Raw genomic sequence first — 24,445 nt, 5'->3', positions numbered from 1 at the left:
TTCTCGAAGCGGGAGAAACCGTGCAGGTCCGAGCCGATCGGGTGTCCCTCGAAGGGCACCACGGCACCTTGTTACCGCCCACCTCCCTGACCGTCGGCGAGGGCGACCTGGCGATCGTGCACGGCGAACCCGGCGTCGGCGTCACCGCCTTCGGCCTCGCGCTGGCCGGCCGCCTGAAGCCGACCACCGGCACGGTGCACGCCGAAGGCGTCGACACCCCGCTGACCGAACTCGTCGCCGTCGTCGACGCACCGGGCGTCAGCGAACCCGACGACGCCCTGCCGCTGCGCGTGGTCGTCGGCGAGGAGCTGGCGCTGGCGCACCGCCCGGCCGGCAAGGAGGACGTCGCCCGCTGGCTCGCCGCCCACGATGCCGCGCCCTTCGCCGGCACGCGATTCGAGAACCTCACCCCGGCGCTGCGCACGCGGCTGCTGACCGAGCTGGCCGCCGAGCGCAAGGGCGTGCGCGTGCTCGTCCTCGACACGCCCGACCGGCACACCAGCGACGTCGGCAGCTGGGCCGCGCCGGCGCGCGAGCAGGCCGCGCGCGGCCTGGCCGTGGTCGTGCTGACCGCGACGACGCCGCCGTCCGCGCTGCCCGGCACCCCCGCGGTCCTCGGCGCGGCCGAGCAGCCGGAGCCGCAGAACTTCGCCCCCGAACCCACCGAAGAGCTCCCCGCGAGCACTGACGGAGACCCCGAATGAACGCCTTCCGCATCGCGCGCAACGAGCTGCGCCGCCTCTCGACCGGCACCCTGCCGAAGCTCGCGCTGGTCGCGCTCGTGCTGGTGCCGCTGCTCTACGCGTCCTTCTACCTCTACGCCAACTACGACCCGTACGGCCGCCTCGACAAGCTGCCCGCCGCGGTCTTCACCAGCGACACCGGCGCGAAGGACGCCGGCGGCCAGCAGCGCAACGTCGGCCGGGAGGTGACCGACGAGCTGGTCAAGTCCGGCACGTTCCAGTGGCACGAGGTGTCCGAGCAGGAGGCCCGCGACGGCGTCCGCGACGACAAGTACTCCTTCGCGATCGGGATCCCGAGCGGGTTCTCCGCCGCGCTGCTGTCGGTCGGCAACTTCCAGCCGCAGCAGGCGACGATCACGCTGACCACCAACGACGCCAACAACTACCTGTCCGGCACGATCGCCAAGCAGGTCGCCGAGCAGGTGCGCAAGACGATCGCGGAGAAGGTCGGCAGCGAGGCCGCGGACCGGTTCCTCGTCGGCTTCTCCACGATCTACGCCAAGATCCAGGAAGCGTCGACCGGCGCCGCGCAGCTCGCCGACGGCGCCACGCAGCTCAAGACCGGCCAGCAGAAGCTGGCCGACGGCGCCGCCAAGCTGGCGGACGGCTCGTCGACGCTGGCGACCGGCCTGGGCACGCTGAAGAGCGCCACGGCTTCCCTGCCGTCGCAGACGCAGCAGCTCGCCAACGGCGCGTCGCAGGTGGCCGCCGGGGACCAGAAGGTCGCCGACGCGGCTTCGGTCGCCGCGACGGCGTCGTCCGACATCCAGGGCAAGCTCGACTCCTACCGCAGCCAGCTGCAGACCGACCTGCGCAACGCGGGCGTGCCGGAGACCCAGGTGGAGGCGATCCTGGCGAAGGCCGACCAGCTGCGCTCCCCCGTCGACCAGGCCAACGGCAAGATCCAGCAGGCCAACGGCGACCTCGCGAAGCTGGCCGACGGCGCCCGCCAGGTGTCCGACGGTGCGGCCAAGCTCGCCGCCGCGTCCCCGCAGCTGGCGAGCGGCATCGCCCAGGCGTCCGACGGCGCGAACCAGCTGAAGGACGGCTCGGCCCAGCTCAGCGACGGCGAGAAGACCGCGGTCAACGGCACGAACCAGCTCGCGGACGGCGCGGTGAAGCTGCGCGACGGGCTCGCGGCCGGGCTCCAGCAGATCCCGAACCCCGACGACCCGACCCGCAACGCGACGGCCAACACGATCGCGGACCCGGTGGCGGTGAACGCCAACGGCGAGGCGTCGGCGGGAACCTACGGCGCCGGCCTCGCGCCGTTCTTCATCTCGCTGGCCACCTGGATCGGCGCGTTCGTACTGTTCCTGATCCTTCGCCCGCTCTCGACCCGCGCGCTGACCGCGGGCGCGGCGCCGTTCCGGGTCGCGGTCGGCGGCTGGCTGTCCTCGGCGCTGCTGGGCATCGCGCAGGTGGTCGTCCTGTTCGGCGCGGTGACGTGGCTGGTCGGCATCCACATCGCCCACCCCTTGGCGGCCATCGGGTTCGCGGTGCTGGTGTCGCTGACGTTCACCTCGGTGGTGCACGCGCTCAACGCGTTCTTCGGCGCGGTCGGCAAGTTCCTCGGCCTGGTGCTGCTGGTGCTGCAGCTGGTGAGCGCGGGCGGCACGTTCCCGTGGCAGACGATCCCCGACGCGCTGTACCCGCTGCACGTGGTGCTGCCGATGGGCTACGCGATCGACGGCTTCCGGCACCTGTTCTACAGCGGCGCCTCGACGGGCCGGCTCCTCGGCGACATCGGCGTGCTGCTGGCGTACCTGGTGGGCGGGATCCTGGTCTCGACGCTGGCCGCCCGCAAGCGTCGCGTTTGGACGGTGTCGGCCCTCAAGCCCGAGCTGAGCCTGTGAGCGGCGGGACGAAGCAGAAGCTCTTCGAGGCCACGCTGGAGCTCTCGAAGAGCCGGGGCCTGGTCGGCCTGACCGTCGACGACATCGCGGCGGCGGCGGGCGTCGCGAAGGGCACGGTGTACTACAACTTCGGCTCCAAGGACGGCCTGGTCGACGCGCTCCTGCGGTACGGCGTCGACATGCTCGCGCTCCGGCTGCGCTCGGCGGTGTCCGACGCCGACCCGCTGGACGTGATCGAGGCGCAGGTCGACACGACGCTGGAGTTCATCGCGCAGTACCCGGGGTTCTCGCAGATCCTGGTGAGCGAGCTGTGGCGGACGCCGGGCCAGTGGCACGGGACGCTGTCGCTGCTGCGCGAGGAGATCATCTCGATCGTGAAGCAGCAGCTGTCGCGGCTGGACGCGGCCGGGCGGCTGCCGGAGGGCGTGCAGATCCCGACGGCGGCGGCCGGGCTGTTCGGGACGATGCTGGTGGTGGCACTGGACTGGCAGGTGTTCGGGCCGCAGCGGACCCGCGCGGAGGTGCGGGACGCGGTGATGGTGCTGATCCGCGGCCTGGGCCGCCGTTAGCCGGCGGCCTGCGCCCGGTAGCGGCCGGGCGTCTGGCCGGCCAGGGCGGTGAACGCCTCGATGAAGCTGGTCGGGTTCGCCCAGCCGAGCCGCGCCGCGGTGTCCGTGACCGAGGCGCCGTCGCCGAGTTCGAGGACGGCTCGCTGCACCCGCAACAGCGTGCGCCACCGGGGGAAGCTCATCGACAGTTCGCTGCCGAACAGCCGGCTGAGGGTGCGTTCACTGGCGCCGGTCCGGCGCCCCAGCTGGGCCAGGGTCGCCGGGTTCGCCGGGTCGGCGTGCAGCAGGTCGGTGACGGCCTTGAGGCGCGCGTCGCCCGGCTCCGGGAGGCGCAGCGGCTCCTGCGGGGCGCGGGCGAGTTCGGTGAGGACGAGCTCGCGCAGCAGCCGGGTGCGCCTGCTGCCGGCCGGCTCGTGGTCGGCCATCGCCAGGTAGGCCTCGCGCAGCAGCGCGCCGGCCACGAACACGGCGGGTTCGTCGGGCAGCGGCCCGGCGAGGGCGGCGGGCACCGCCAGGAGCCGGACGTCCGTCTCGCCGTGCGAGCGGCTGCTGTGGACGTGGAACGGCGGTACCCAGGTGATGCGGTTCGCCGGCGCCACCCAGGTGCCGGCCCGGGTGGTGGTGACCAGCGCCCCGGAGGCGGCGTACCGGAGCTGGCCGAAGTCGTGGGAGTGGGCGGGAACGCCTTCGCCGTGGGCCAGCGGCCCGCAGGCCACCACATCGCCGATCATGGTTCCACCGTACGGTGGCGGGTTTCCGGAGTTTCCCGGCGGGACACCGGTGGTGCGCCGGACGGGCCGACGGCCATCGTGAAGGCATGCGAACGATCACCCAGCACGAGTTCGGGGGCCCCGAGGTCCTCACCGTCGTGGACGCCCCCGAGCCCCGCCCGCTGCCGACCGAGGTCCTGGTCCGGGTCGAAGCGATCGGCCTGAACCCCTTGGAGCCGCGCCTGCGCGCCGGCGAGTTCCCGCTGCTCGGCCCGCCGCCGTTCGTCCTGGGCTGGGACATCAGCGGCGTGGTCGAGGCGGCGTCCCGGACGTGGCGGTTCCGGCCCGGCGACGAGGTGTTCGGGATGCCGCTGTTCCCCCGGGCGGCCGGGGGGTACGCGGAGTTCGTGGCCGCACCGGCGTTGCACCTGGCCCGCAAACCGGCGTCGTTGACCCACGTCGAGGCGGCGGCGCTGCCGGTGGCCGGCCTGACGGCGTGGCAGGGGCTGGTCGACCTGGGTGGCGTGACCGAGGGCGACCGCGTCCTGGTCCACGGCGGTGGCGGCGGAGTCGGCCACCTCGCGATCCAGCTCGCGAAAGCCCTGGGCGCGCACGTGATCACCACGGCGGGTGGGAGCAAGCGGGAGTTCGTGTCGAGCTTGGGCGCGGACGAGGTCATCGACTACACGGCGGCGGACTTCGCGGAGGTGGTTCGCGACGTGGATCTCGTGCTCGACACGCTCGGCGGGGAGGTCGCTTCGCGTTCGCTTCCGGTGCTGCGCCCCGGCGGTCATTTCGTGACGGCGGTCGCGGAGGAGGACACGGCGCTCATCGCGAAGTTCGAGGCGGCCGGGCTGCGCTTCAGCGGCATCGCGGTCGAACCGGATCCGGTGGCGCTGCGCGGCCTCGCCGATTTGGTCGAGAGGGGGCGGCTGCGGGTGCACGTGGAGGAGACGTTCCCGTTCGACCGCATCGCCGACGCCCACCGGCGGCTCGAGCGCGGTCACCTGCGGGGGAAGGTGGTGCTGACCGTCTGATCCGGCGGCCGCGGGGGCGCCCCCCGTTTTCCACGCTACCAGCGGGGACCGACAATTCCGGGGCGCAGTAGGGCCGCTCGGTCGCGGGTCCTGGTCGCGGGGTCTCTGCCGCGGGTCTCGGCCGCGGGTCCCGGCCGCGGACCCGCGGGGGCGCCCCCCGTTCTCTACGCTACCGCCTGGCACCGACAATTCCGGCGCCCGCGGGGGTGCCCCGCGGGCCGCCGGGCGCCCGCGGGCCGCCTCAGCCGCGGTCCTCGATGCGGGCCCGGACCGCCGCCGCATACGTGTCCACCGCGGTTGCCGCTGCCGTCAGCTCGCAGGGGCCGTCGATCAGCAGCCGCTTCGCCGGGATGTACGCCTGCTCGATCTCCGGGTCGCCCTCCAGGGCGTGCTCGCGGGCCAGCTCGTGGTCGCCCGCCAGCCTTGCGCGCAGTTCCTCGCGGCGGGCCACCAGGCCGTCCAGCACCGCTCGCTGGCGGCGGCCGTCCTCCACCGCCGGGGCCACCGCGTGCTCGTGGCCGTCGATGTGGCGCTCCACCCACTCCGCGTCGCCGTCCACCTCCGCCGACCGGAGCTGCTTCAGTGCTCCGCGAAGGCGTTGCGCGCGGGCCGGCAGCATCGCGACGCCCGTGAAGCGCGTGGCCACCCGCAGCTGGTACGCCTCGATCTCCGCCAGCTCCGCCACCGCCTGGGTCAGCACCTCCAGCCGGCCCGCGAGGTCGTCCGGGGCCGGGCGGGCCTGGCCCGTGCTCGCCCGGACCGCCGCCACCCCCGGCGACGACTCCTCGCGGAATCCCAGCAGCAGCCGGAGACCGAGCTCGGCCGCGCGGCCGGCCAGCGGGGCCAGCACCTCGCCGACGAGCCGGTCGGGCTCGGCGGAGTCGTCGATCGCGTCCACGACCAGCGTGCGGCCCGCGACGCCGTTGGTGAGGCGGTCGGCGATGCGGTGCCGGACGGCGTCGGCCGTGCGGCCGGTCGCGTCCACTGCGAGGTCGACGCTGCCCGGTGGCGGCATCTCGCCGAGCGCGGGCGGCAGGCCGGGCACGCCGAGGGAACGTTCCCGGTCGGCGAGCACGATCCCGAACCGCAGCGCCGCCGCGACGGGCGAGCCGGCCTCGCCCGTGTCGACGACCCAGACCGTGCCCGGCTCCGCGTTCGAGAACCAGTCGGCGACGCGCTGCACGAAGGACACGTCGACGGCCTCGCCGACCGGACGCGAGAAGCTGGCGTCGACCGCCGGGCTGCCCGAGGTCCAGATGCTCAGCTGGGGCAGGTGCCCGAGCATCGTCTCGACCGGCACCATCCACGTGCCGGTGTCCTTGCCGACGACCATGCCGACGACGTGCCCGGTCGCCTCGTCGAGCACGGCCGTGCCGCCGAAGCCGGGGCCCAGCGGTTCGGCTTCGGCGGTGCGGAACAGGCGGACCCACTCGCCGCCGGTCTGCTCCGGGCCGCCGAGCCGCGCGTGCGTCCAGCGGCCGACCGAGCCCGGCGGGAACCCGAACGCGCGGACGAGCTGGTGCTCGCCCAGCGGCATCCGGTGCAGCGGGGCGCGGAACACGCGCGATTCGGGACGTTCCAGGCGCAGCAGCGCCAGATCGCCGTGGCCGCCGCCGTCGGACGGCACCCAGCAGCCTTCGACGACGGTCGCGGCACCCGGCAGCGCCTCGGCCAAGCCGACGAAATCGACGCTCAACGCGGCACGCGGGCCACCGGCGGTCTCGACGACGTGCGCGCTCGTGAGCACGTGGTACTCGTCCAGTACCGTGCCCGCTCCGCACACCCGGCCGAGTTCGTCGTGCAACCGGACCCGCCAGCGTCGTCGCTCACGCTCGAACCCCATTCGGCGGACCCTACGCCGTGATCGCCACGCGGTGGCGCCGACCCACTTACCCAGCGGTAATGGCTCACCCGAACGGAGTCGTCCGTTCGGCGCAACGCCGGATCACACTCGCCCGAACACGCGGCTCCCGGGCGCGGCCGGGTCGTCGCCGGCCCAGAACTCGTACCAGTGCCCGGTGAACTCCTCGCGGGACAGCCGGCCGTCGCCGTCGGTGTCGAGGAGCGCGAACACCTCGTCGGTCGGCGTCTCGACGCCGTTCCAGGCCGTGATGAGGCGGTGGTACTCGGCCGCGGAGATCACGCCGTCGCCGTTCTCGTCGACGGCTTCGAACACCGCCTCCGCCGTGCCGGTGACCGCGCCCGGCATCTTCGGGAGTTCGTCGACGACCCGCAGGACCTGGTCCACGCTGACCTTGCCGTCGCCACCGGCGGCGTCGTCCAGCGTGCCCCACCAGCCCATCATGATGCCGGTGAGCCGCCGCCCGCCGGGCGTGCCCGCGTCGGTGCCGCGGAGGTCGAGCCACCGCGCGGTGAGAGCCCGGAAGTCCGCCTCCGTCAGGTAGCCGTCGCGGTCGTGGTCCATGGCGCCGAAGACGCCGGAGATCTTGCGTCGCTGGAAGTCACTGGCCATGGCGCCCAGCATCATCGTGGGCGTGACGCGCGGCGACGGCCGCCCGAGTACATCCGCGCCACGACCCGGTGATCCGGGCCGTGACGCGCAGTAGCGAAAGCTAGTGGGCGGCTTCGTTCCACGAGCGGCCGTAGCCGACCGAAACCTCGAGCGGCACAGCAAGGGAGTACGCCGAACCCATGCCCTCGCGCACGAGCTTCTCCAGCTGTTCCTTCTCCCCTTCCGCGACCTCGAGCACCAGTTCGTCGTGGACCTGCAGCAGGATCCGGCTCTTCAGCTTCGCCTCGACGAGCGCGCGGTGGACGTTCAGCATCGCCACCTTGATGATGTCGGCCGCGCTGCCCTGGATCGGGGCGTTGAGGGCCATCCGCTCGGCCATCTCGCGGCGCTGGCGGTTGTCGCTGTTGAGGTCCGGCAGGTAGCGGCGGCGGCCGAAGACCGTCTCCGTGTACCCGTTCTTCGCCGCGACGCCGACGACCGAGTGGAGGTAGTCGCTGATGCCGCCGAAGCGGGCGAAGTACGCCTCCATCTGTTCCTTGGCTTCTTCGGTGGAAATGCGCAGCTGCTGCGAAAGCCCGTACGCCGACAGGCCGTACGCGAGGCCGTACGACATCGCCTTGACGCGGTAGCGCAGCTCCGGCGTGATCTCCTCCGGCGGCAGGGAGAACGCCCGCGACGCGACGAACGTGTGCAGGTCCTCGCCGGAGTTGAACGCCTCGATCAACCCCTCGTCCTGTGAGAGGTGCGCCATGATCCGCATTTCGATCTGGCTGTAGTCCGCGGTCATCAGCTCGGAGTAGCCCTCGCCGACGACGAAGGCGTCGCGGATGCGGCGGCCTTCCTCGGTGCGGACCGGGATGTTCTGCAGGTTCGGCTCGGTCGAGGACAGCCGCCCGGTGGCCGCGATCGTCTGCAGCAGCGTGGTGTGGATGCGCCCGTCGTCGGCGACGGCCTTGATCAGCCCCTCGACCGTCGTGCGCAGCTTCGTCGCGTCCCGGTGCTCCAGCATGTGCTGCAGGAACGGGTGCTCGGTCTTCTCGAACAGACCTTGCAGCGCCTCGGCGTCGGTGGTGTAGCCGGTCTTGGTGCGCTTGGTCTTCGGCATGCCGAGCTCGTCGAACAGCACGACCTGCAGCTGCTTCGGCGAGCCGAGGTTGATCTGCTTGCCGATCACCGCGTACGCCTCTTCGGCGGCCTGCGTGACGCGCGAGAGGTAGTGCGCCTCGAGCGTGGTCAGCTGCTCCAGGTCGACGGCGACGCCGGCGATCTCCAGCTCGGTGATGACCTCCAGCAGCGGCAGTTCCAGCTCGGCGAGCAGCTTCGCGCCGCCGATCTGCTCCAGTTCCTTCTCGAGCGCGCCGGCCAGCTCGAAGATCGCGCGGGCCTTGACCAGCTCGTCCTGGATCTCCTTCTGCTCCAGGCCTTCCGCGCCGCCGTCGAGCAGCGACAGCTGCCCGTCGCCGCCGTCGGTCTCCGAGCGCAGCTCGCGGTGCAGGTAGCGCAGCGCGAGGTCGTCCAGCTCGAACGTGCGCTGCCCGGGCCGCACCAGGTACGCGGCCAGTGCGGTGTCCATGGCCAGCCCGGCGAGGGTCCAGCCGCGGGCGCGGATCGCGTGCAGCGGGACCTTGAGGTCGTGGCCGGTCTTGCGGACGGCGGGGTCGGCGAACCAGGCGGCCAGCGCCGCGTCGTCGGCTTGGTCCATGGCCGTGACGTCGACGTACGCGCCTTCGCCGTCAGCCGTCGCGAAGGCGACCGCGCGCAGGTCGGACCGGACAGACGTGCCCACCGTGCGGAAGGACAGCGCCACCGGCTCGCCCGTGCGCGCGTGCGCGGCCAGCCACGCGCCCAGCGCGCCGGGGGCCAGCGCCGCGCCCGAGACCTCGAAGCCCTCGTCGGCCTCCGGCTCGGCGCTCTGCAGCGTTGCGAACAGCCTGTCGCGCAGCACGCGGAACTCCAGCTCGTCGAACAGCGCGTGCACCGCCTCGCGGTCCCACGGGCGCAGCTCCAGCCCGGCCGGGGCGACCTCCAGCTCGACGTCCCGGATCAGCTCCGTCAGCTGGCGGTTGAGCTGCACCGACGACAGGTGCGCCCGCAGCGCGTCGCCGACCTTGCCCTTGACCTCGTCGACGCGGTCGATGAGGTCGTCGAGCGAGCCGAACTGCTTGATCCACTTGGCCGCGGTCTTCTCGCCGACACCGGGAATGCTCGGCAGGTTGTCCGACGGGTCACCGCGCAGCGCGGCGAAGTCCGGGTACTGCCGCGGGGTGAGCCCGTACTTCTCCTCGACGGCGTCCGGGGTGAACCGGGTCATCTCCGAGACGCCGCGCTTCGGGTACAGCACGGTGACGTGCTCGGTCACCAGCTGCAGCGCGTCGCGGTCGCCGGTACAGATGAGGACGTCGAAACCGTCGGCCGTCGCCTGCGTGGTGAGCGTGGCGATGATGTCATCGGCTTCGAAGTTCTCCTTCACCAGCGACGGGATGCCGAGCACCCGGAGCACGTCCTTGACCAGGTCCACCTGGCCGCGGAACTCGTCCGGCGTCGTGCTGCGGTTCGCCTTGTAGTCGGCGTAGGTCTCCGAGCGGAACGTCTTGCGCGAGAGGTCGAACGCCACCGCGAGGTGGGTCGGCGCTTCGTCGCGCAGGAGGTTGATGAGCATCGAGGTGAAGCCGAAGACCGCGTTCGTGACCTGACCGGTCTTCGTCTTGAAGTTCTCCGCGGGCAGGGCGAAGAACGCGCGGTAGGCCATCGAATGGCCGTCGATCAGCAGCAGCTTCGGCCGCTCGGCGAGGCTGGTGGATCCTGTGGCGTTGGCAACGGTCGTCTTCTCACTCGGGCTCACGGGGCCGAGTCTAGGCTGAGGGTCCGACACTCTTACGTGTCGCATAGGAACAGGAGCTTTGTGTGACGGAAAGTGCCGCCCCCATCGACGTGGAGCGGCTGTCGGGCATCGACCCGGCGGCGGCGGACCAGCAGCTGAACGACAAGGTCGGGATGAAGCTGCTGGAAGCGACGGCCGAGCGCGTGGTCGGCACGATCCCGGTCGAGGGCAACCTCCAGCCGTACGGCCTGCTGCACGGCGGCGCGAACGCCGTGCTCGCCGAGGCGCTCGGCTCCACGGTCGCCGCGCTCAACGCCGGCCCCGGCAAGGCCGCGATGGGCCTCGAGCTGTCCTGCACCCACCACCGGGCGGTCCGCTCGGGCACGGTCACCGGCGTGGCGACGCCGCTGCACGTCGGCCGCGGCACGATCACCGCGGAGATCGTGCTCACCGACGACGAGGGCCGCCGCACCTGCACCGCGCGGCTCACCTGCGTCGTCCGGGACCGGCCGCCGGGCGCCTGAGCCGGTGGACCTCGACCTCGCCCAGGTGCGGGCGTTCGTGGTGACGGCGGAGCACCGCCACTTCGGGCGGGCCGCCCAGGCGCTGTTCCTCACCCAGCAGGCGCTGTCGAAGCGGATCCGGAAGCTCGAAGAGGCCCTCGCGACGCCGTTGTTCCTGCGCACGCCCCGCGCGGTCGAGCTGACCGCCGACGGCGAGCGGTTCCTGCCGCACGCCCGCGAGCTGCTGCGGGTGGCCGGCGCGGCGGTGGCCGCGGTGGGCGCCGAAGACCGGCCGCTGCGGCTCGACGTCCTCGACTACCGGCTCTCCCCCATGTTCCTGCTCCGCCGCCTCGCCGAACGCGAGCCGGGGCTGGAGATCGACCGGGTCGCCGGCGGCGGGTTCGCCAACGCCGTCGAGCCGCTGCTGTCCGGCGAGCTCGACGCCGCCTTCGGCCGGGTCACCGGCGGCGAGCGGCCGCTGCCCGAGGAGCTGGAGCACCGGGTCGTCCGGCTCGAGCCGCTGGTCGCGCTGCTCGCGCCGGAACACCCCCTCGCCGTGCAGGACGTGGTGCGGCTGGACGAGCTGCGCGCCGACGGGATCTGGCTGCCCGGCCTGCGCGGCCCCGCCGAGTGGCTGTCCTACCTGCAGGCGATGTGCACCCGGTTCGGGGTGCCGATCGACGACTCCGGCGTCAGCTACGACCTGCGGCACACCCTCGAGCAGACGCGGTACGGCAAGCGGCGCGTCACCCTGGCCGGCGCCGACATGGAACTGGCGCCGGAGCTCAATCTGAAGGTGCTGCCGTTCGAGCCGTCACCGTTGTTCCCGTGGTCGCTGGTCTGGCGGCGCGGCAAGGCGCACCCGGCGCTGCGGCGGCTGCTGGCGCTGGCCGGGCGCACCAGCCGCGAAGAGGACTGGTGCGCCCAGGACCCGGCGCACGCGTGGCTGCCGGACGACGACGTCAGCCTCGCAGCCGCCGCGCGAACCACTCCGTGAAGGCGGCGTCGACGCGCGCCGCTTCCGGTGTCCCCGGCGGGAATTCGTGGGCCATCCCCTCGACCGTCACCAGCTCGGCCCCCACCTTCTCGCGCAGCGCCTCGGCCGGCTCGCGCACGGCGACGTCGTCGTCCGCGCCGGTGACGATCAGCAGCGGCGCGGTCAGCTCGGGTGCCCGGTCGACGTAGTCGTGGTGCGCCGCGACCTCCCGCGAACGTTTGCTCCAGGCGTAGGCCACCCCGAAACGGCGCTCGTTGGCCGCGATCACCGGCGCCAGCTGGACGACCGGGCTCGCGACCGCGGCCGCCGTGATCGCGGCGTCCCCGCGCGCCAGCACCTCCAGGGCCACCAGTGCCCCGGCCGAGCCGCCGAACACCCCGAGCGGCCCGGTCGCGCCCGGCAGCCGGTCGCGCAGCTCGGCCAGCGCCGCCGGGAACTCGCCCGCCGCCTGCTCGGTCACCGGCCCGAACACGTTCAGCACGGCGTCCTCACCCGCCCGCCGGAACACCTCCGCGGGGCCGCCCTCGGGCAGCCGCTTCCCGGACAGGGGCAGCCCGAAGTACACGCGCCACGCCTGCAGGCCCGCCATCGGGACGGCCTCGGCCATCGCCTGCTCGCTGGACGGCGAATCCATCAGGTGCCAGCCCGCCAGCAAGGCCGCCGGAGCAGTCTCGTCCGCCGGCGGCACCGCCACGAACGGCACGCCGGCCGCGGTCCCTTCCATCATTTCGTTCTCCCTCGTTCTGCTTGTGCGACAAGCAAACCGCCGGAGAGCGGGCCGGGTCCAACAGCCGTTCCGGCGCCGGCGACAACCACCGGTTGTCGCCGGGAACGCGAACCGGCCCCGCACGCCGGAGCGCACGGGGCCGGTTCGGGGCTTCCGGGACGTCAGCCGACGCCCAGGTACGCCTCCTTGATGCTGTTGTCCGCCAGCAGCTCCTTGCCGGTACCGGTCTTGGTGATCCGGCCGGTTTCGAGCACGTACGCGCGGTGGGCGCGGGACAGCGCCTGCTGCGCGTTCTGCTCCACGAGCAGCACCGTGGTGCCCTGCTTGTTGATCTCCGTGATGATCCGGAAGATCTGCTGGATGAACTGCGGCGCGAGGCCCATCGAGGGCTCGTCCAGCAGCAGCAGCTTCGGCTTCGCCATCAGGGCGCGGCCGATGGCGAGCATCTGCTGCTCGCCGCCGGACATCGTGCCGCCCATCTGGGTCTTGCGTTCCGCCAGCCGCGGGAACAGCTCGAAGACGCGCTCCAGGTCCGCGCTGAGGTCCTTGCGGTCCTTGCGGGCGTAGGCGCCCATGTCGAGGTTCTCCATCACCGTCATGCCGGGGAAGATGCCCCGGCCTTCCGGCGCCTGGGAGATCCCGCGGACCACCCGCAGGTCACCGCGCAGCTTGGAGATGTCCTCGCCGGCGAAGGTGATCTTCCCCGACGAGATCGGCCGGATCCCGGAGATCGCCCGCATGGTCGTCGACTTGCCGGCGCCGTTCGCGCCGATGAGCGTGACGACCTCGCCCTCGTTCACCTGGATGGACAGCCCGGAGACCGCCTGGATCCGTCCGTAGTGGACGGACACGTCCGACAACTCAAGCAACGTCATCGTCAGGCACCCCCAGGTAGGCCGCGATCACCGCGGGGTTCTCGCGGATTTCGGCCGGCACGCCTTCGGCGATCTTCTTGCCGAACTCCAGCACCACGATCCGGTCGGTCACGCCCATCACGAGCTTCATGTCGTGTTCGATCAGCAGGACGGTGTAGCCGTCGTCGCGGATCGTCCGGATCAGGCCCATCAGGTCTTCCTTCTCCGCCGGGTTGAAGCCCGCCGCGGGCTCGTCCAGGCAGAGCAGCTTCGGCTCGGTGGCCAGCGCCCGCGCGATCTCCAGGCGCCGCTGGTAGCCGTAGGGCAGGTTCTTCGCCCGGTCGGCCGCGCGGTCGGCGATGCCGACGAACTCCAGCAGGGCCATCGCCTTCTCGACGGCGGCCTTCTCCTCGCGGTGGTGCCGCGGCAGCCGCAGCAGCGCCCCGAGGAGGCTGGTCTTGTGCCGCGCGTCGGTGCCGACGACGACGTTCTCCAGCGCGGTCATCTCGCTGAAGAGCCGGATGTTCTGGAACGTCCGGGCGATGCCGAGCTGGGTGATGCCGTGCCGCGACGTCTTGCCGAGCGCGTTGCCTTCGAGCCGGACTTCACCCGACGTCGGCCGGTAGACGCCCGTCATCGCGTTGAAGCACGTCGTCTTGCCGGCGCCGTTCGGCCCGATCAGGCCGAGGATCTCCCCGCGGCGGATGTCGAAGGAGATCTGGTCGAGCGCGACGAGACCGCCGAAGCGCATGGTCACGTTGTCGACCTCGAGCAGCGTCTGCCCGACCTCGACGTCGATCTCGCGGTCCGGCGCGACGACCTCGGCGACCTCGGCGTCGTGCTCGGCCCGCTCCTCGGCCGTCATGTGCTGCAGCTCGGCGACGAGGCCGCCCTCCGCGACGACCTCGGGGCCGCCGTTCTGGGGGTCGGTCATGGCTTGCTCCCCGGGGTCGGTTCGGTCTGCAGCGCACCGTCACTGCTGATCTGCTCGCCCCGGCCCAGCAGCCGCTGGTACGCCTGCCTGCCGTAGGCGAGCAGGCGCTGGCGGGCACCGAGCAGGCCCTGCGGGCGGAAGATCATCAGGATGATCAGCGCCAGGCCGAAGATCAGGTACTTGTACTCGGCGATCGCCTGGAACCGCAGCGGGACGTAGGCGACCACGCACGCGCCCAGCAGGACGCCGACCTTGTTGCCCGAACCGCCGAGGATCACCGCGGCCAGGAACAGCATCGACGTCACGACGTCGAACTTCTGGTTGTTCACGAAGCCGAGCTGCCCGGCGTAGAGCGCCCCGGAGAGGCCGCCGATCGCCGCGCCGCTGATGAACGCCCAGATCTTGAACTTGAACGTCGGGACGCCCATGATCTCGGCCGCGTCCTCGTCGTCCCGGATGGCGACCCACGCGCGGCCGACCCGGCTGCGCTCGAGGTTCCCGACCAGGAACAGCACGGCGATGATCAGCGTCACGCACAGCCAGTACCAGGGAATGCCGTTCGAGTTGTTGAACAGCGGCGACCCGTCGGCGTTCGTGCCCGGCGGGTGCCCGACCTCCTTGAACCCGGAGTTGCCGCGCAGCGGGCCGACGTTGTCGGCGAGCAGGCGGACGATCTCGCCGAAGCCGAGCGTCACGATCGCCAGGTAGTCACCGCGCAACCGCAGCGTCGGTGTCCCGAGGATCACGCCGAAGACCATCGTGACGGCCATGGCGATCGGCAGCACGACGAGGAACGGCAGGTGCGACAGCGACGAGTCGGGGCTGGTGAACAGCGCCATCACGTACGCGCCGATGGCGAAGAAGCCGACGTACCCGAGGTCCAGCAGGCCGGCCTGCCCGACGACGACGTTGAGGCCGATGGCGACCAGCGCGTAGCGGGCCACCTCGAACATCGCGATCGGGAAGTCGTACCCCGGCTGGGTGGTGAGGATCGGCGGGTTCAGCACCGGCAGGAAGTAGATGAGCACCACCAGCGGGATCAGGATGCCCCACTGCTGCACGCGGCTGAGGTTGTTCCAGCGCTCGCCGAACGAGCGCTTCTTGGCGGTCGCGGCCGCCGGCGGAGTCGTGGTCGTGGTCATACCCGGGCCTTTCCGAGCGACTCACCGAGGATGCCGGTGGGCCGGATCATCAGGACGAGCACCAGCAGCACGAACGCGACGATGTCGCGCCAGCCGCCACCGAACAGCGACTGCCCGTAGTTCTCCGCGACGCCGAGCAGCAGGCCGCCCAGCAGCGCGCCGCGCAGGTTGCCGATACCGCCGAGCACCGCCGCGGTGAACGCCTTGATACCGAGCAGGAAGCCGCCCTGGTACCACGCGCCCTGCGGGATCTTCATCATGTAGAACAGCGCCGCCGCACCGGCGAGCAGGCCGCCGATGAGGAAGGTCAGCATGATGACGCGTTCCTTGTTGACGCCCATCAGCGTCGCCGTGTCGGGGTCCTGCGCCACCGCGCGGATACCGCGGCCGAACTTGGTCTTGTTGACGAAGTAGTTGGCGCCCAGCATCAGCACGATCGAGGCGACGACCGTGATGATCGTGACGTTGGTGATGCTGCCGCCGAAGAGCGTGAAGACCTCTTCGTTGCGCATCAGGCGGATGCCGAGTTCGGGGTTGCCGCCGCGCCAGATGAAGATCAGCTGCTGCAGCACGAAGGACGCGCCGATCGCGGTGATCAGGAAGACCAGTTTCGGCGCCCCGCGTTTTCTCAGCGGCCGGTAGGCCACCCGTTCCAGGACCACCGCCGTGCCGCCGGACACCGCCATCGACGCCAGCAGCGCGAGCAACAGGAAGCCGACCAGCTCCACCACCGTCAGCGTGGGCGTGTTGCCGGGCCGGAAACCGAGGCCGTAGAAGGTGAACCAGGTGGCGTAGACGCCGTAGATGAAGACTTCGGAGTGGGCGAAGTTGATGAGCTTCAGGACGCCGTAGACGAGGGTGTACCCCAGCGCCACGAGTGCGTAGATGCTGCCGTAGGCCAGGCCGTCGAACGTGTTGTTCCAGAACTGGTCCAGGAACGCGTTCACGTCGAACGTGATCCAGCTGTCGCTGTGGACCAGCACGGCCGAGCTCAGGTCATGAGTCAATGACACACTAGTTCTCCATGTGGGACCGGGGTGCAGGCCCGGCGGGATCCAGCCGCCGGACGTGCACCCCGGTAATCAGAACGGAAGCGTTGCGCTACTTGATCTCGGTGTTGCGGACGATCTTCCCGCCCTCGACCTTGTAGGTCCACACGGTCGTGCTGGACAGCTCGCCCTTGTCGTCCCACTTGAAGTGCTTCGTGATGCCCTGGCCGTCGTAGCTCTTGACGAAGTCGAGCATGCCCGCGCGGTCCTTCTTGCCCGAGTCGATGCCCTTGAGCAGGATCGTCGCCAGGTCGTAGGCCTCGGGCGAGTAGGTGCCCGGGTCCTTGCCGACCGCGGCCTTGTAGGCGTCGGTGAACTTGGTGAACTGGTCAGCCGGGACGCACGGGCAGGTGAAGTACGCGTTCGCGGCCGCCTCGCCGGCGCCCTTGACGAACTCGTCGTCCTTCACGCCGTCCGGGCCGACGAACTTGGCCGTGACACCGGCGTCGTTCAGCTGCTGCGCGAAGGGCGCGGCTTCCTGGTAGTAGCCCGAGTAGAAGACGGCGTCCGGCTTCTCGCTCTTGATCTTGTTGACCACGGCCGAGAAGTCGGTCTGCTTGGTCTTGACGCTGTCCTGGCAGGTGCCCTTGTCACCCAGCGCCTGGATGGTCGAGGCGGCCAGGCCGGTGCCGTAGTCGGAGTCGTCCTTGATGACGCACACCTTGTTGGCCTTGAGGTCGCCGGTCATGAACTTCGCGGCGGCCGGGCCCTGGGTGTTGTCGTTGCCCAGACCGCGGAAGAAGGTCTTCCAGCCGTTCTGGGACAGCGTCGGGTTGGTGGCCGACGGGGTGACCGTGACCAGGCCGGCACCGTTGAAGATGTTGCCCGCGGCCTTCGACTCACCCGAGAACGGCAGGCCGACGACGCCGATGATGGCCGGCGTGTTGACGATCTGCGTCACGATGCCGGGCGCCTTGTCCGGCGTGCCCTCGGTGTCGAACTGCTCCAGCTTGACCTGGCAGCCCGGGTTGGCCTTGTTGTGCTGGTCCACGGCGAGCTTCGCGCCGTTCAGGATGTTGACGCCCAGCGCGGCGTTGGCGCCGTTGATGGTGCCCGCGTACGCGATGGAGGTCGGGGCACACTGGGCCTTGCCGTCGCCGGCCGGGTCGGCCGCGTCGGCGGCGGCGGACGGCGCCGCGGCCTGGGACTGGGAGCTCGAGCTGTTGCTGTTCGAGCCGCTGTCCGTCCGCGCCGAACACGCGCTGAGGGCGATGGCCCCGACACTGGCCAGCACGATGACCCTCGCAAGTCGTGCTTTCTGCACTCGTTCCTCCAAATGCCACCTGGCCGCCCGGTCGGGCGGCTGTCCCGGCGTGGGACCTGACTGGCCGCTGAAAGTAGCCGCCCCGGGGGCCGTTGCACAGAGTCACACGTGCTCTTGTAGCCACATCGTGACGGTCGTCACGAGTATTAACGTATGGTTTACACCCGCTCGTCGTAATACGACCAGCGGGTGGTGACTCTCGGTGCCCGGCAGCCCGCAGACTGCCCCTTGACGCCCGGCGCAAGGTGTGCAGAGTCTACGGACCCGGCGTCGATCATGGTCCCCGGCCACGCCGGGAAGGCTCGCAAAGGTACCAAGTACGCCCTTTCGGGCACCCGGAGCGTCACGAAAAAGGGGGTGACCGCGACGGCGGCCACCCCCTTTTCGGGTGGATCAGCTCCCGATGCTCTCCACGACGGCCTCGGCGACGGCCTTCATGGTGGTCCGCCGGTCCATGGCGGTGCGCTGGATCCAGCGGAAGGCATCGGGCTCGGTGAGCCCCTGCCGGCTCATGAGCAGCCCCTTGGCCCGGTCGATGACCTTCCGCGTCTCGAGCCGGTCGGTGAGCCCGGCAACCTCGGCTTCGAGGGCCTGCAGCTCGGAGAACCGGCTGACGGCGAGCTCGATGGCGGGCACGAGGTCCCGCTTCGCGAAGGGCTTGACGAGGTAGGCCATGGTCCCGGCATCCCGGGCCCGTTCGACGAGATCCCGCTGGCTGAAGGCGGTGAGGATGACAACGGGGGCGATCCGGTCACCGGTGATCTTGGCGGCGGCCTCGATGCCGTCCAGCTTGGGCATCTTGACGTCGAGGATCACGAGATCGGGCTTGAGGTCGGTGGCGAGCGAGATGGCCTGCTCACCATCACCGGCCTCCCCGACGACTTCATAGCCCTCTTCCCGCAGCATTTCGACGAGGTCAAGCCGGATGAGAGCCTCGTCCTCCGCGACGAGCACCCGACGCTGCGGCACGTTGGCCTCGGTAGCCTGATCGGTCACCGGGGTCCTCCTGAAGACTCGGCGGGACGTGGGCATTTTCGCGGCGTTCCGCGAACCTGAAGCCTACCGGGAACGATCCAGTGGAAGAGATGGCGTTCACCACGAAGTGGCCAGCATGACACTCCCCGACCCGGCCACGGACGGGGTCCGGTGATCCCGTAGAGTCACCACGTCACGCCCCCGTAGCCCAACTGGCAGAGGCAACGGATTCAAAACCCGTCCAGTGTGAGTTCGAATCTCACCGGGGGCACAGTGGCCCACCAGCACAGAACGGCCCCTGACCAGGACTTATCCGGTCAGGGGCCGTTCTCGTGAGTCCGGTCGTGTCTGGCTCTGTCCGGCCGTCTACGACCCTCCACCCCCTATGCGCCCCCGCGAGTCGGGCCCTCGTCGCCCTGCCAGTCGAGCGCCTTCTCGATGCGGTCGTGGGCGGCGGACTCCAGGCCTGCGATCACCTTGGCGTAGATCTGGTGGAGCACGGCGACGGAGTGGCCGGCCCACTCCGCGCACTGCGTAGACGGCACCCCAGCGGCCAACCAGGTCGACACGCAGGCGTGCCGGAGGTCGTAGGGACGCTTTGCCAGCGGAGAGGCGTACTCGTCGTCCGAGAACGCCGCCTTACGCGCCTTGTCCCAGACCCGGCCGATCGTGGATTCGGCCAGGTCTCCCCCAGTCAGGTTCCGGAACAGCCGCCCGTCGGCCGCCGTGCCGAGCGTGGTCAGGTGCGTGTGCAGGATCGCCGTCAGCGGCGGTGGCGACGGCACTGCGCGGACCTCCCCCTTTCCCCTCTGTTTGAGCTGCCTGCGGTCGCGGCGTTCCCCGCTATCTGTCCAGGCGGCGCCGGTGATCGGCGCGGTCTCCGACAACAGCAGCTCGCCCCACCCCTCTTCGGGTAGCTGCAAGTCCGACTTGCGGAGCATGGCCGCTTCCTCCGGCCGGAGAGCCGCGTAGTACATGACGGCGAAGAACGCGACCAGCATCGGCCCAGACGACCGGCGCGGCTGCCCTTCGATCCGCTGTGCCTCCACTTCGGACAGCAGGCTCTTCGCCTGCCTCGGGTTGATGACCACGCGCTTATCGATCGCCCGCACCGACTTCGGGGCCGTCCACTTCACTTCGGAAAGTCGATTTGCGGTCAACAGCTTCAGTTCGTGGGCGTACTCCAACGCGTTGAACAGAACTGCGCGTTTGCGGTTGACGGTCTTTGCGGCAGCCTGCTTTCCGTCGAGCTTGAGCGAGAGCACTTCCAGCACTTCCCGGAGCACGGCTTTGTCGTTGAGCCTCGACACCGGCGCGGTGTTCGTCTTGAGCCACTTCAACGCCTGCTCAACCTCTCGCGGCTTCGGCTCATCGCGGCGTTTGGTGTTGAACGCCCAACCGGTGAGCGCCCGGCGAAGCGTCCTGCTGTCCGGCGCGCCCCGGGTCGTCTTGAGCAACGCCGGCGTCACACTGGCGAGCGCATCAGCGTTCCCCGCCCTCGACTTCCCGGCGGCCCGTGGCCACTTCATATCGACGTACTTGCACGCGAAGTCGAACCACGGCATTTCGTTCTCTTCCCGCAGCTTCGAGACCGGGAGACCTTGCGTGCGCTCGAAAGCCTCACCGCGTCGTGACGCGGCAACCAGGTCCGAGCGGAAGCTATCGGCCAGAGCACTCGTCTCGAACGTCTCACCGAAGCGCACGCCGGCGACGAACCAGACGACGCGGTAGCTCGTCTTCGACTTCCAGACACGGGTCTCGATCTTCCAGATCTTGACGTCGTAGGTCGTGTCCATCAGGCGGCCTCCTCACAGTTGTCGAGCCAGATTTCGAGGTCGATTCGGCGGATGCGGATCTCTCCGTTCGGGAGCTTGATGCAGCGGGGCGCGCGCTTCTTGGCGCGCCACTCGTAGAAGGTCGAGCGGGCTACGGCGAGTTCGGCGCAGCGTTCGGCGATGGTGAGGTGTTGGCGTGGCATGGCCATCGGTGGTGAGCCCTTCGGGTCGCGGTGCGGGTGGCGGTGATGCGCATGGGCTCTCCTCGGTTCTGGTTTGGTCGGTTGTCGGTGCTGAGGGGGTAAGCCGTACCAGCCGTACCAGCCTCGTTTTGCCTAGTCAGGTGCGGTACGACTTGGTTTCGTGGTACGGCTTGAGCCGTACCAGTGCAGTGACGGTGGTACGGCTTGAGCCGTACCAGGCGGGGAAGCCGTACAGGGCTGACCTGCGAAAACGAGGCTGTCGATGTCCGTTCCGTCAGTTTTACTGCTTTGTTCGGATATCTGCCGATCAGCGACCAATGGCCGTACCCCTGGCGGCGCGACCGCGATTTACTCCAGCCGGCACGCGTCGAGCGTGCGGACTCCGGAGGGATGAGAATGTCTGCTGGGTTCGGCAAGGTTCCACGTATGCGCCGGGTTTTCGTGCTGTCCGCCTGCGTCGCCACCGCTGTGTCACTGAGCGGAACCGGCACGTCGGCGACCGCGGCCCCCACTGTGAAGCACCACGCTTTCAGCGCCGCGGCGTCACTGCTCGCGGGCGCGAAGACGCCGGAAGAGCGCGCGGCGCTGACCGACCGGGCGCTGGCCGCGACCGTGAACAAGCTGCAGGTCGCCTACAACACGAAGCCACTGTTCGACCAGGGTATCGACGGCACCGGCACCGTACTGGCGACGGTGGTTTCCTACGGCGACAAGAACATCAAGGCCTACATCGACAGCTATTCCCGGTCACACGGCCTGCCCGCCGCCGACGTCCAGGTCCTGGAGCCCGCCGGCAAGGTTCCCGCCTGCAGCGACCCGGGAACTCCGAGCGACTGCTCGAGCTGGGGCGGCGAGACCGACTTGGATGTGGCGATGTTCCACACCCTCGCACCCAAGGCGAAGATCCTCGTGGTGGCCACCCCGACGTCGGAAACCCAGGGCATGGACGGATTCCCGGACATGATGACGGCCATCGACTACCTGGCCGACCACCACAGCGCCACGGTGATCTCGATGAGCCTCGGCACGCCGGAGGACGACTTCGACAGCTCCGCGCAGCTGCACACCCTCGACGCGCACTTCAAGAAGGCGACCGACGCGGGGATCACGGTGACCGCCTCCAGCGGTGACGACGGCTCGACCGGAACGAAGAAGGACGACACCCCCTGGGGCAAGAAGGTCGTCAGCTTCCCGGCGGCCAGCTCCTTCGTGACCGCCGTCGGTGGGACCGTGCTGCACCAGAACTCCAACGGCACCAGGACTTCCCCCGACACCGTCTGGCCGCGCTCGGGCGGCGGCGTCTCGCACGAGTACGGTGCACCCGCTTGGCAGAGCGAGGTCGACAAGACGACCCACGCCACCGGGCGATCGCTGCCGGACATCTCGCTGCTCGGCACCTCAGGCACTTCGCAGTCGTCGCCGCTCTTCGCCGCTGTCGTCGCACTGGCGTCGCAGAAAGCGGGCAAAGGCCTGGGCTTCATCAACCCGGCGCTCTACGCACTCGGCAGCGGCGGAACCGCCAAGGGCATCGTCGACGTGACCTCGGGAAGCAACGGCTACAACGGCGTCCCAGGCTACTCGGCGGCGACGGGCTTCGACATCGTCTCGGGCTGGGGCACCGTCGACGCGGCCAAGTTCGTCCCCGCACTGGTACAGCAGATCGGCTGACCCGAGTCCGTGAACGGCGTGAAGCGGGAGCGCTGGTCGCGGCTCGTCACGAGATCTGTTCGGAAGGCCCGTCCGGCCGGCGCTGGGGGTTTTGGTCAACGGCCTCGATCCGATCGTTCGCCGGGGTCAGTGTCTGCGTGGCCGGAGGAGGTTCTCCAGGTTCGCTCGTGCGACATGCTTGAGGAACTCTCCGCGGTAGGTGATGTCACCGGCGTCGTGCATCGTGTCGGTCATCGAGATCGCGGCCGCCTGCCTCTCCCAGGTGTGGGTCAGGCAGGTGTCCGAATAGCTCTCGAGCAGGCTCCCGTCGTCTTTTTCGACCTGGCGGATGATCGCTTGGGCGAGTTTTTCGGCGTCGTGCAGTGCGAGGCTCATTCCCTCCGCGCTCATCGGGGAAATCAAGTGCGCTGCGTCGCCGAGGAGGTGGAGCCTGCCGTAGCTCATCGGGCTGAACACCACGCCGCGCAGCGGCACGACCTGCTTGCTGATGATCGGACCCCTCGGCACAGGTCCGCCGAACCGCTTTCCGAGCTCGGTCCAGACGCGTTCGTCCGGCCAGTCCTCGATGGTGTCGGTGACCGGGCACTGCAGGTAGACACGGCTCGCGTTCGGACCGCGGGTGATCTGTGCGGCGAAGCCGCGGGAATGCACCGCCATCACGGCCAGTGGATGCGCGGGCACCTCCGTCATGACAGTCAGCCAGGCGTAGCCGAACTCGTGGGTGTGACAGGTGAGGAAGCCGTCGGGAATGGCTGCTCTGCTGACGCCCTGGTGGCCGTCGCTACCGGCGACGAAGTCGCAGCCGATCACCGCGGTCGAGCCGGCAACGTCCCGGTAGCGCACCCGGGGATGCTCGGTGTCGAGACCGTCCAGTGAGATGTCGTCGGCCTCGAAACGAAGGTCGCCACCGTCCCGCAGGAACACCCTGATCAGGTTTCGGACCAGGATCTGCTGCGGGAGGAAGACACTTTCGGCGTCCTCGTGGTCGTCCATCTTCCATTCGCGCTCTTCACCGTCGATGATCAGCGGCATCGGCTCGTCGGAAGAATCGTGGGCGGCCCCTTCGACGGCCTCGCCTACTCCCCATTCGTGCAGCATGCGCACGCCACGGGCGTCGAGCGCACCGGCCCGTTGCCGGTTCTCGACGTACTCGCGGCTGTGCTTTTCCAAGATGACGCACCGGATTCCGCTGCGCTGCAGGAAGGTGCCGAGCGCGAGCCCGGCGACCCCGCCGCCCACGATGACCGCGGTGGTGTTTTCTTCTGTTCGAGTCATGATCACCACTGTGGCCAGGTCGGCTATTGCCGTCCACCGATAACCTGACGCGCGATAACGGAAACCCGCCAATATGCCTATTCTTCGCGGTCGCGCAGGCCGGCTTGGTAGCGCCCGGGGGTTTGCCCGACGACGGCGGTGAACGCTTCGATGAAGGTCGAGGGGTTCGACCACCCGCAGGTGATCGCGGTGTCGGTGACGGAGTCGCCGTCGGTGAGCCGGATGAGCGCGTGGTGGATGCGCAGGATGGTGCGCCAGCGGTGGAAGCTCATGCCGAGGTCGGTGTGGAACAGGCGGCTGAGGGTGCGTTCGCTGGTCCCGACGGCCCGCCCCAGTCCGGCCAGGGTCGTGTTCCGGCCGGGGTCGGCGTGCAGGAGATCGGTCGCGGCGCGCAGCCGGTCGTCGCGCGGCTCGGGCAGGTGGAAGGACTGCTCGGGAATCTCGCCGAGTTCGTCGAGCACCACCGCGCGCAGCCGCCGGTCCGCGTCGGCGGATTTCGTCCGGTCGCCGGTCAGCGCCAGAACGCCCTCGCGCAGCAGGGGCGACACCGCGAACACGCAGGGGTGCTCGACCAGGGCGCCGCACTCCTCGGCGGGGACGGCGAGGATGCGGGCATCGGTCCGGCCGTAGAAGCGGTGCGAGTGCTCGAAACCCGGCGGCGTCCAGGTGATCCGGTCGGCGGGCGCGATCCAGGTCCCGTACTCGGTCGTGGTGGTGAAGGCCCCGGCTGCCGCGTACACCAGCTGACCGTCGCCGTGGGAGTGGCTGGCGAGGTGAAAACCGTGCGGGAGCCAGCCTGCGCCGTGCGGCGTCCGCTCGTCCGGTCGCGCGGAGGATTGGCGGGTTTTCTGCATCAGACGGCAGCTTACC

The 24,445-nt window shown here is 70.2% G+C and carries 22 protein-coding genes and 1 tRNA gene; 8 read left to right on the top strand and 15 right to left on the bottom strand.

Annotation, left to right across the window (positions count from 1 at the left end):
- The first annotated feature begins 20 nt into the window (after positions 1-20).
- Genes OO60_RS30760 through OO60_RS30750 form a run of 3 tightly spaced genes read left to right on the top strand, consistent with a single transcriptional unit; the run spans position 21 to position 3,168 of the window.
- Positions 21-704, top strand: a complete 684-nt coding sequence (locus OO60_RS30760; protein WP_033262635.1) for an ABC transporter ATP-binding protein — start codon at positions 21-23, stop codon at positions 702-704.
- Positions 701-2,599 (top strand): YhgE/Pip family protein, encoded by a 1,899-nt coding sequence (locus OO60_RS30755; protein ID WP_004561867.1) that lies wholly within the window; start codon positions 701-703, stop codon positions 2,597-2,599. Before OO60_RS30760 ends, OO60_RS30755 begins: the two co-directional genes overlap by 4 nt.
- Positions 2,596-3,168, top strand: a complete 573-nt coding sequence (locus OO60_RS30750; protein WP_033262634.1) for a TetR/AcrR family transcriptional regulator — start codon at positions 2,596-2,598, stop codon at positions 3,166-3,168. The genes OO60_RS30755 and OO60_RS30750 overlap by 4 nt, the downstream gene beginning before the upstream one ends.
- On the opposite strand, the gene OO60_RS30745 is transcribed toward OO60_RS30750, so the two are convergent.
- Positions 3,165-3,899 carry an AraC family transcriptional regulator gene (locus OO60_RS30745; protein WP_033262633.1) on the bottom strand — a complete coding sequence of 245 codons (735 nt, stop codon included), beginning with the start codon at positions 3,897-3,899 and terminating at the stop codon, positions 3,165-3,167. The two genes, OO60_RS30750 and OO60_RS30745, sit on opposite strands and share 4 nt — an antisense overlap.
- 86 nt (positions 3,900-3,985) lie before the next feature.
- Between OO60_RS30745 and OO60_RS30740 the strand changes: the two genes are divergently transcribed.
- Positions 3,986-4,915 (top strand): NADP-dependent oxidoreductase, encoded by a 930-nt coding sequence (locus tag OO60_RS30740; protein WP_004561865.1) that lies wholly within the window; start codon positions 3,986-3,988, stop codon positions 4,913-4,915.
- Between the two features lie 241 nt (positions 4,916-5,156).
- Here the strand turns inward: OO60_RS30740 and OO60_RS30735 are convergent, their stop codons facing one another.
- The 3 genes from OO60_RS30735 to polA all read right to left on the bottom strand — a co-directional run bounded on the left by OO60_RS30735 (position 5,157) and on the right by polA (position 10,230).
- Complete coding sequence (locus OO60_RS30735; protein ID WP_033262632.1) at positions 5,157-6,758, bottom strand: S1 family peptidase; 1,602 nt, start codon at positions 6,756-6,758, stop codon at positions 5,157-5,159.
- A gap of 102 nt (positions 6,759-6,860) precedes the next feature.
- Complete coding sequence (locus tag OO60_RS30730) at positions 6,861-7,388, bottom strand: EF-hand domain-containing protein (protein ID WP_033262676.1); 528 nt, start codon at positions 7,386-7,388, stop codon at positions 6,861-6,863.
- A 100-nt stretch (positions 7,389-7,488) separates the two neighbouring features.
- A complete protein-coding gene (polA, locus tag OO60_RS30725; RefSeq protein WP_033262631.1) occupies positions 7,489-10,230 on the bottom strand; it encodes a DNA polymerase I in 2,742 nt (913 codons plus the stop codon).
- 62 nt (positions 10,231-10,292) lie between these two features.
- Here polA and OO60_RS30720 point away from each other — a divergent pair, with 62 nt between their 5' ends.
- Positions 10,293-10,733, top strand: coding sequence for a hotdog fold thioesterase (locus OO60_RS30720; RefSeq protein WP_004559050.1), 441 nt, complete (start codon positions 10,293-10,295; stop codon positions 10,731-10,733).
- Between the two features lie 4 nt (positions 10,734-10,737).
- Positions 10,738-11,709 carry a LysR family transcriptional regulator gene (locus OO60_RS30715; protein WP_033262630.1) on the top strand — a complete coding sequence of 324 codons (972 nt, stop codon included), beginning with the start codon at positions 10,738-10,740 and terminating at the stop codon, positions 11,707-11,709.
- On the opposite strand, the gene OO60_RS30710 is transcribed toward OO60_RS30715, so the two are convergent.
- From OO60_RS30710 to OO60_RS30675, 7 genes are all read right to left on the bottom strand, one after another.
- Positions 11,675-12,436 carry an alpha/beta hydrolase family protein gene (locus OO60_RS30710; protein WP_004559048.1) on the bottom strand — a complete coding sequence of 254 codons (762 nt, stop codon included), beginning with the start codon at positions 12,434-12,436 and terminating at the stop codon, positions 11,675-11,677. The genes OO60_RS30715 and OO60_RS30710 overlap by 35 nt on opposite strands.
- Before the next feature lie 161 nt (positions 12,437-12,597).
- Positions 12,598-13,311: an ABC transporter ATP-binding protein gene (locus OO60_RS30705; RefSeq protein ID WP_004559047.1), complete on the bottom strand. Its 714-nt coding sequence runs from the start codon at positions 13,309-13,311 to the stop codon at positions 12,598-12,600.
- The gene (locus OO60_RS30700; RefSeq protein ID WP_004559046.1) at positions 13,298-14,224 is read right to left on the bottom strand and encodes an ABC transporter ATP-binding protein; all 927 of its coding nucleotides are present in this window, start codon (positions 14,222-14,224) and stop codon (positions 13,298-13,300) included. Before OO60_RS30700 ends, OO60_RS30705 begins: the two co-directional genes overlap by 14 nt.
- Positions 14,221-15,366, bottom strand: a complete 1,146-nt coding sequence (locus tag OO60_RS30695) for a branched-chain amino acid ABC transporter permease (protein ID WP_004559045.1) — start codon at positions 15,364-15,366, stop codon at positions 14,221-14,223. The genes OO60_RS30700 and OO60_RS30695 overlap by 4 nt, the downstream gene beginning before the upstream one ends.
- Entirely contained in the window at positions 15,363-16,349 is a 987-nt protein-coding gene (locus tag OO60_RS30690; protein ID WP_004559044.1) for a branched-chain amino acid ABC transporter permease, read from the bottom strand. Before OO60_RS30690 ends, OO60_RS30695 begins: the two co-directional genes overlap by 4 nt.
- A gap of 118 nt (positions 16,350-16,467) precedes the next feature.
- Positions 16,468-17,649 carry a branched-chain amino acid ABC transporter substrate-binding protein gene (locus OO60_RS30685; protein ID WP_004559043.1) on the bottom strand — a complete coding sequence of 394 codons (1,182 nt, stop codon included), beginning with the start codon at positions 17,647-17,649 and terminating at the stop codon, positions 16,468-16,470.
- Positions 17,650-18,072: 423 nt separating this feature from the next.
- Entirely contained in the window at positions 18,073-18,675 is a 603-nt protein-coding gene (locus OO60_RS30675; RefSeq protein WP_004559041.1) for an ANTAR domain-containing response regulator, read from the bottom strand.
- A gap of 176 nt (positions 18,676-18,851) precedes the next feature.
- Here OO60_RS30675 and OO60_RS30670 point away from each other — a divergent pair.
- A tRNA-Leu gene (locus OO60_RS30670) sits at positions 18,852-18,925 on the top strand.
- 112 nt (positions 18,926-19,037) lie between these two features.
- Here the strand turns inward: OO60_RS30670 and OO60_RS30665 are convergent.
- Positions 19,038-20,450 carry a tyrosine-type recombinase/integrase gene (locus tag OO60_RS30665; protein WP_004559040.1) on the bottom strand — a complete coding sequence of 471 codons (1,413 nt, stop codon included), beginning with the start codon at positions 20,448-20,450 and terminating at the stop codon, positions 19,038-19,040.
- The gene (locus OO60_RS30660; protein WP_004559039.1) at positions 20,450-20,638 is read right to left on the bottom strand and encodes a helix-turn-helix transcriptional regulator; all 189 of its coding nucleotides are present in this window, start codon (positions 20,636-20,638) and stop codon (positions 20,450-20,452) included. The genes OO60_RS30665 and OO60_RS30660 overlap by 1 nt, the downstream gene beginning before the upstream one ends.
- A gap of 420 nt (positions 20,639-21,058) precedes the next feature.
- Here OO60_RS30660 and OO60_RS30655 point away from each other — a divergent pair, with 420 nt between their 5' ends.
- Complete coding sequence (locus tag OO60_RS30655; RefSeq protein WP_004559038.1) at positions 21,059-22,300, top strand: S53 family peptidase; 1,242 nt, start codon at positions 21,059-21,061, stop codon at positions 22,298-22,300.
- 126 nt (positions 22,301-22,426) lie between these two features.
- Here the strand turns inward: OO60_RS30655 and OO60_RS30650 are convergent, their stop codons facing one another.
- A complete protein-coding gene (locus OO60_RS30650) occupies positions 22,427-23,575 on the bottom strand; it encodes a 4-hydroxybenzoate 3-monooxygenase (protein WP_033262675.1) in 1,149 nt (382 codons plus the stop codon).
- A gap of 77 nt (positions 23,576-23,652) precedes the next feature.
- The gene (locus OO60_RS30645) at positions 23,653-24,429 is read right to left on the bottom strand and encodes a helix-turn-helix domain-containing protein (RefSeq protein WP_033262628.1); all 777 of its coding nucleotides are present in this window, start codon (positions 24,427-24,429) and stop codon (positions 23,653-23,655) included.
- Positions 24,430-24,445: the final 16 nt, after the last annotated feature.

The organism is Amycolatopsis vancoresmycina, from assembly GCF_000716785.1.
Lineage (GTDB): Bacteria > Actinomycetota > Actinomycetes > Mycobacteriales > Pseudonocardiaceae > Amycolatopsis > Amycolatopsis vancoresmycina.
This window is presented reverse-complemented; position numbering and strand designations above follow the sequence as displayed.

Coding starts and splice junctions, on each gene's coding strand:
- OO60_RS30755 (WP_004561867.1), top strand. CDS start 701: ATGAACGCCTTCCGCATCGCGCGCAACGAGCTGCGCCGCCTCTCGACC.
- OO60_RS30735 (WP_033262632.1), bottom strand. CDS start 6,758: ATGGGGTTCGAGCGTGAGCGACGACGCTGGCGGGTCCGGTTGCACGAC.
- OO60_RS30645 (WP_033262628.1), bottom strand. CDS start 24,429: ATGCAGAAAACCCGCCAATCCTCCGCGCGACCGGACGAGCGGACGCCG.
- OO60_RS30710 (WP_004559048.1), bottom strand. CDS start 12,436: ATGATGGAAGGGACCGCGGCCGGCGTGCCGTTCGTGGCGGTGCCGCCG.
- OO60_RS30665 (WP_004559040.1), bottom strand. CDS start 20,450: ATGGACACGACCTACGACGTCAAGATCTGGAAGATCGAGACCCGTGTC.
- OO60_RS30660 (WP_004559039.1), bottom strand. CDS start 20,638: ATGGCCATGCCACGCCAACACCTCACCATCGCCGAACGCTGCGCCGAA.
- OO60_RS30650 (WP_033262675.1), bottom strand. CDS start 23,575: ATGACTCGAACAGAAGAAAACACCACCGCGGTCATCGTGGGCGGCGGG.
- OO60_RS30700 (WP_004559046.1), bottom strand. CDS start 14,224: ATGACCGACCCCCAGAACGGCGGCCCCGAGGTCGTCGCGGAGGGCGGC.
- OO60_RS30705 (WP_004559047.1), bottom strand. CDS start 13,311: ATGACGTTGCTTGAGTTGTCGGACGTGTCCGTCCACTACGGACGGATC.
- OO60_RS30695 (WP_004559045.1), bottom strand. CDS start 15,366: ATGACCACGACCACGACTCCGCCGGCGGCCGCGACCGCCAAGAAGCGC.
- OO60_RS30730 (WP_033262676.1), bottom strand. CDS start 7,388: ATGGCCAGTGACTTCCAGCGACGCAAGATCTCCGGCGTCTTCGGCGCC.
- OO60_RS30745 (WP_033262633.1), bottom strand. CDS start 3,899: ATGATCGGCGATGTGGTGGCCTGCGGGCCGCTGGCCCACGGCGAAGGC.
- OO60_RS30655 (WP_004559038.1), top strand. CDS start 21,059: ATGCGCCGGGTTTTCGTGCTGTCCGCCTGCGTCGCCACCGCTGTGTCA.
- OO60_RS30740 (WP_004561865.1), top strand. CDS start 3,986: ATGCGAACGATCACCCAGCACGAGTTCGGGGGCCCCGAGGTCCTCACC.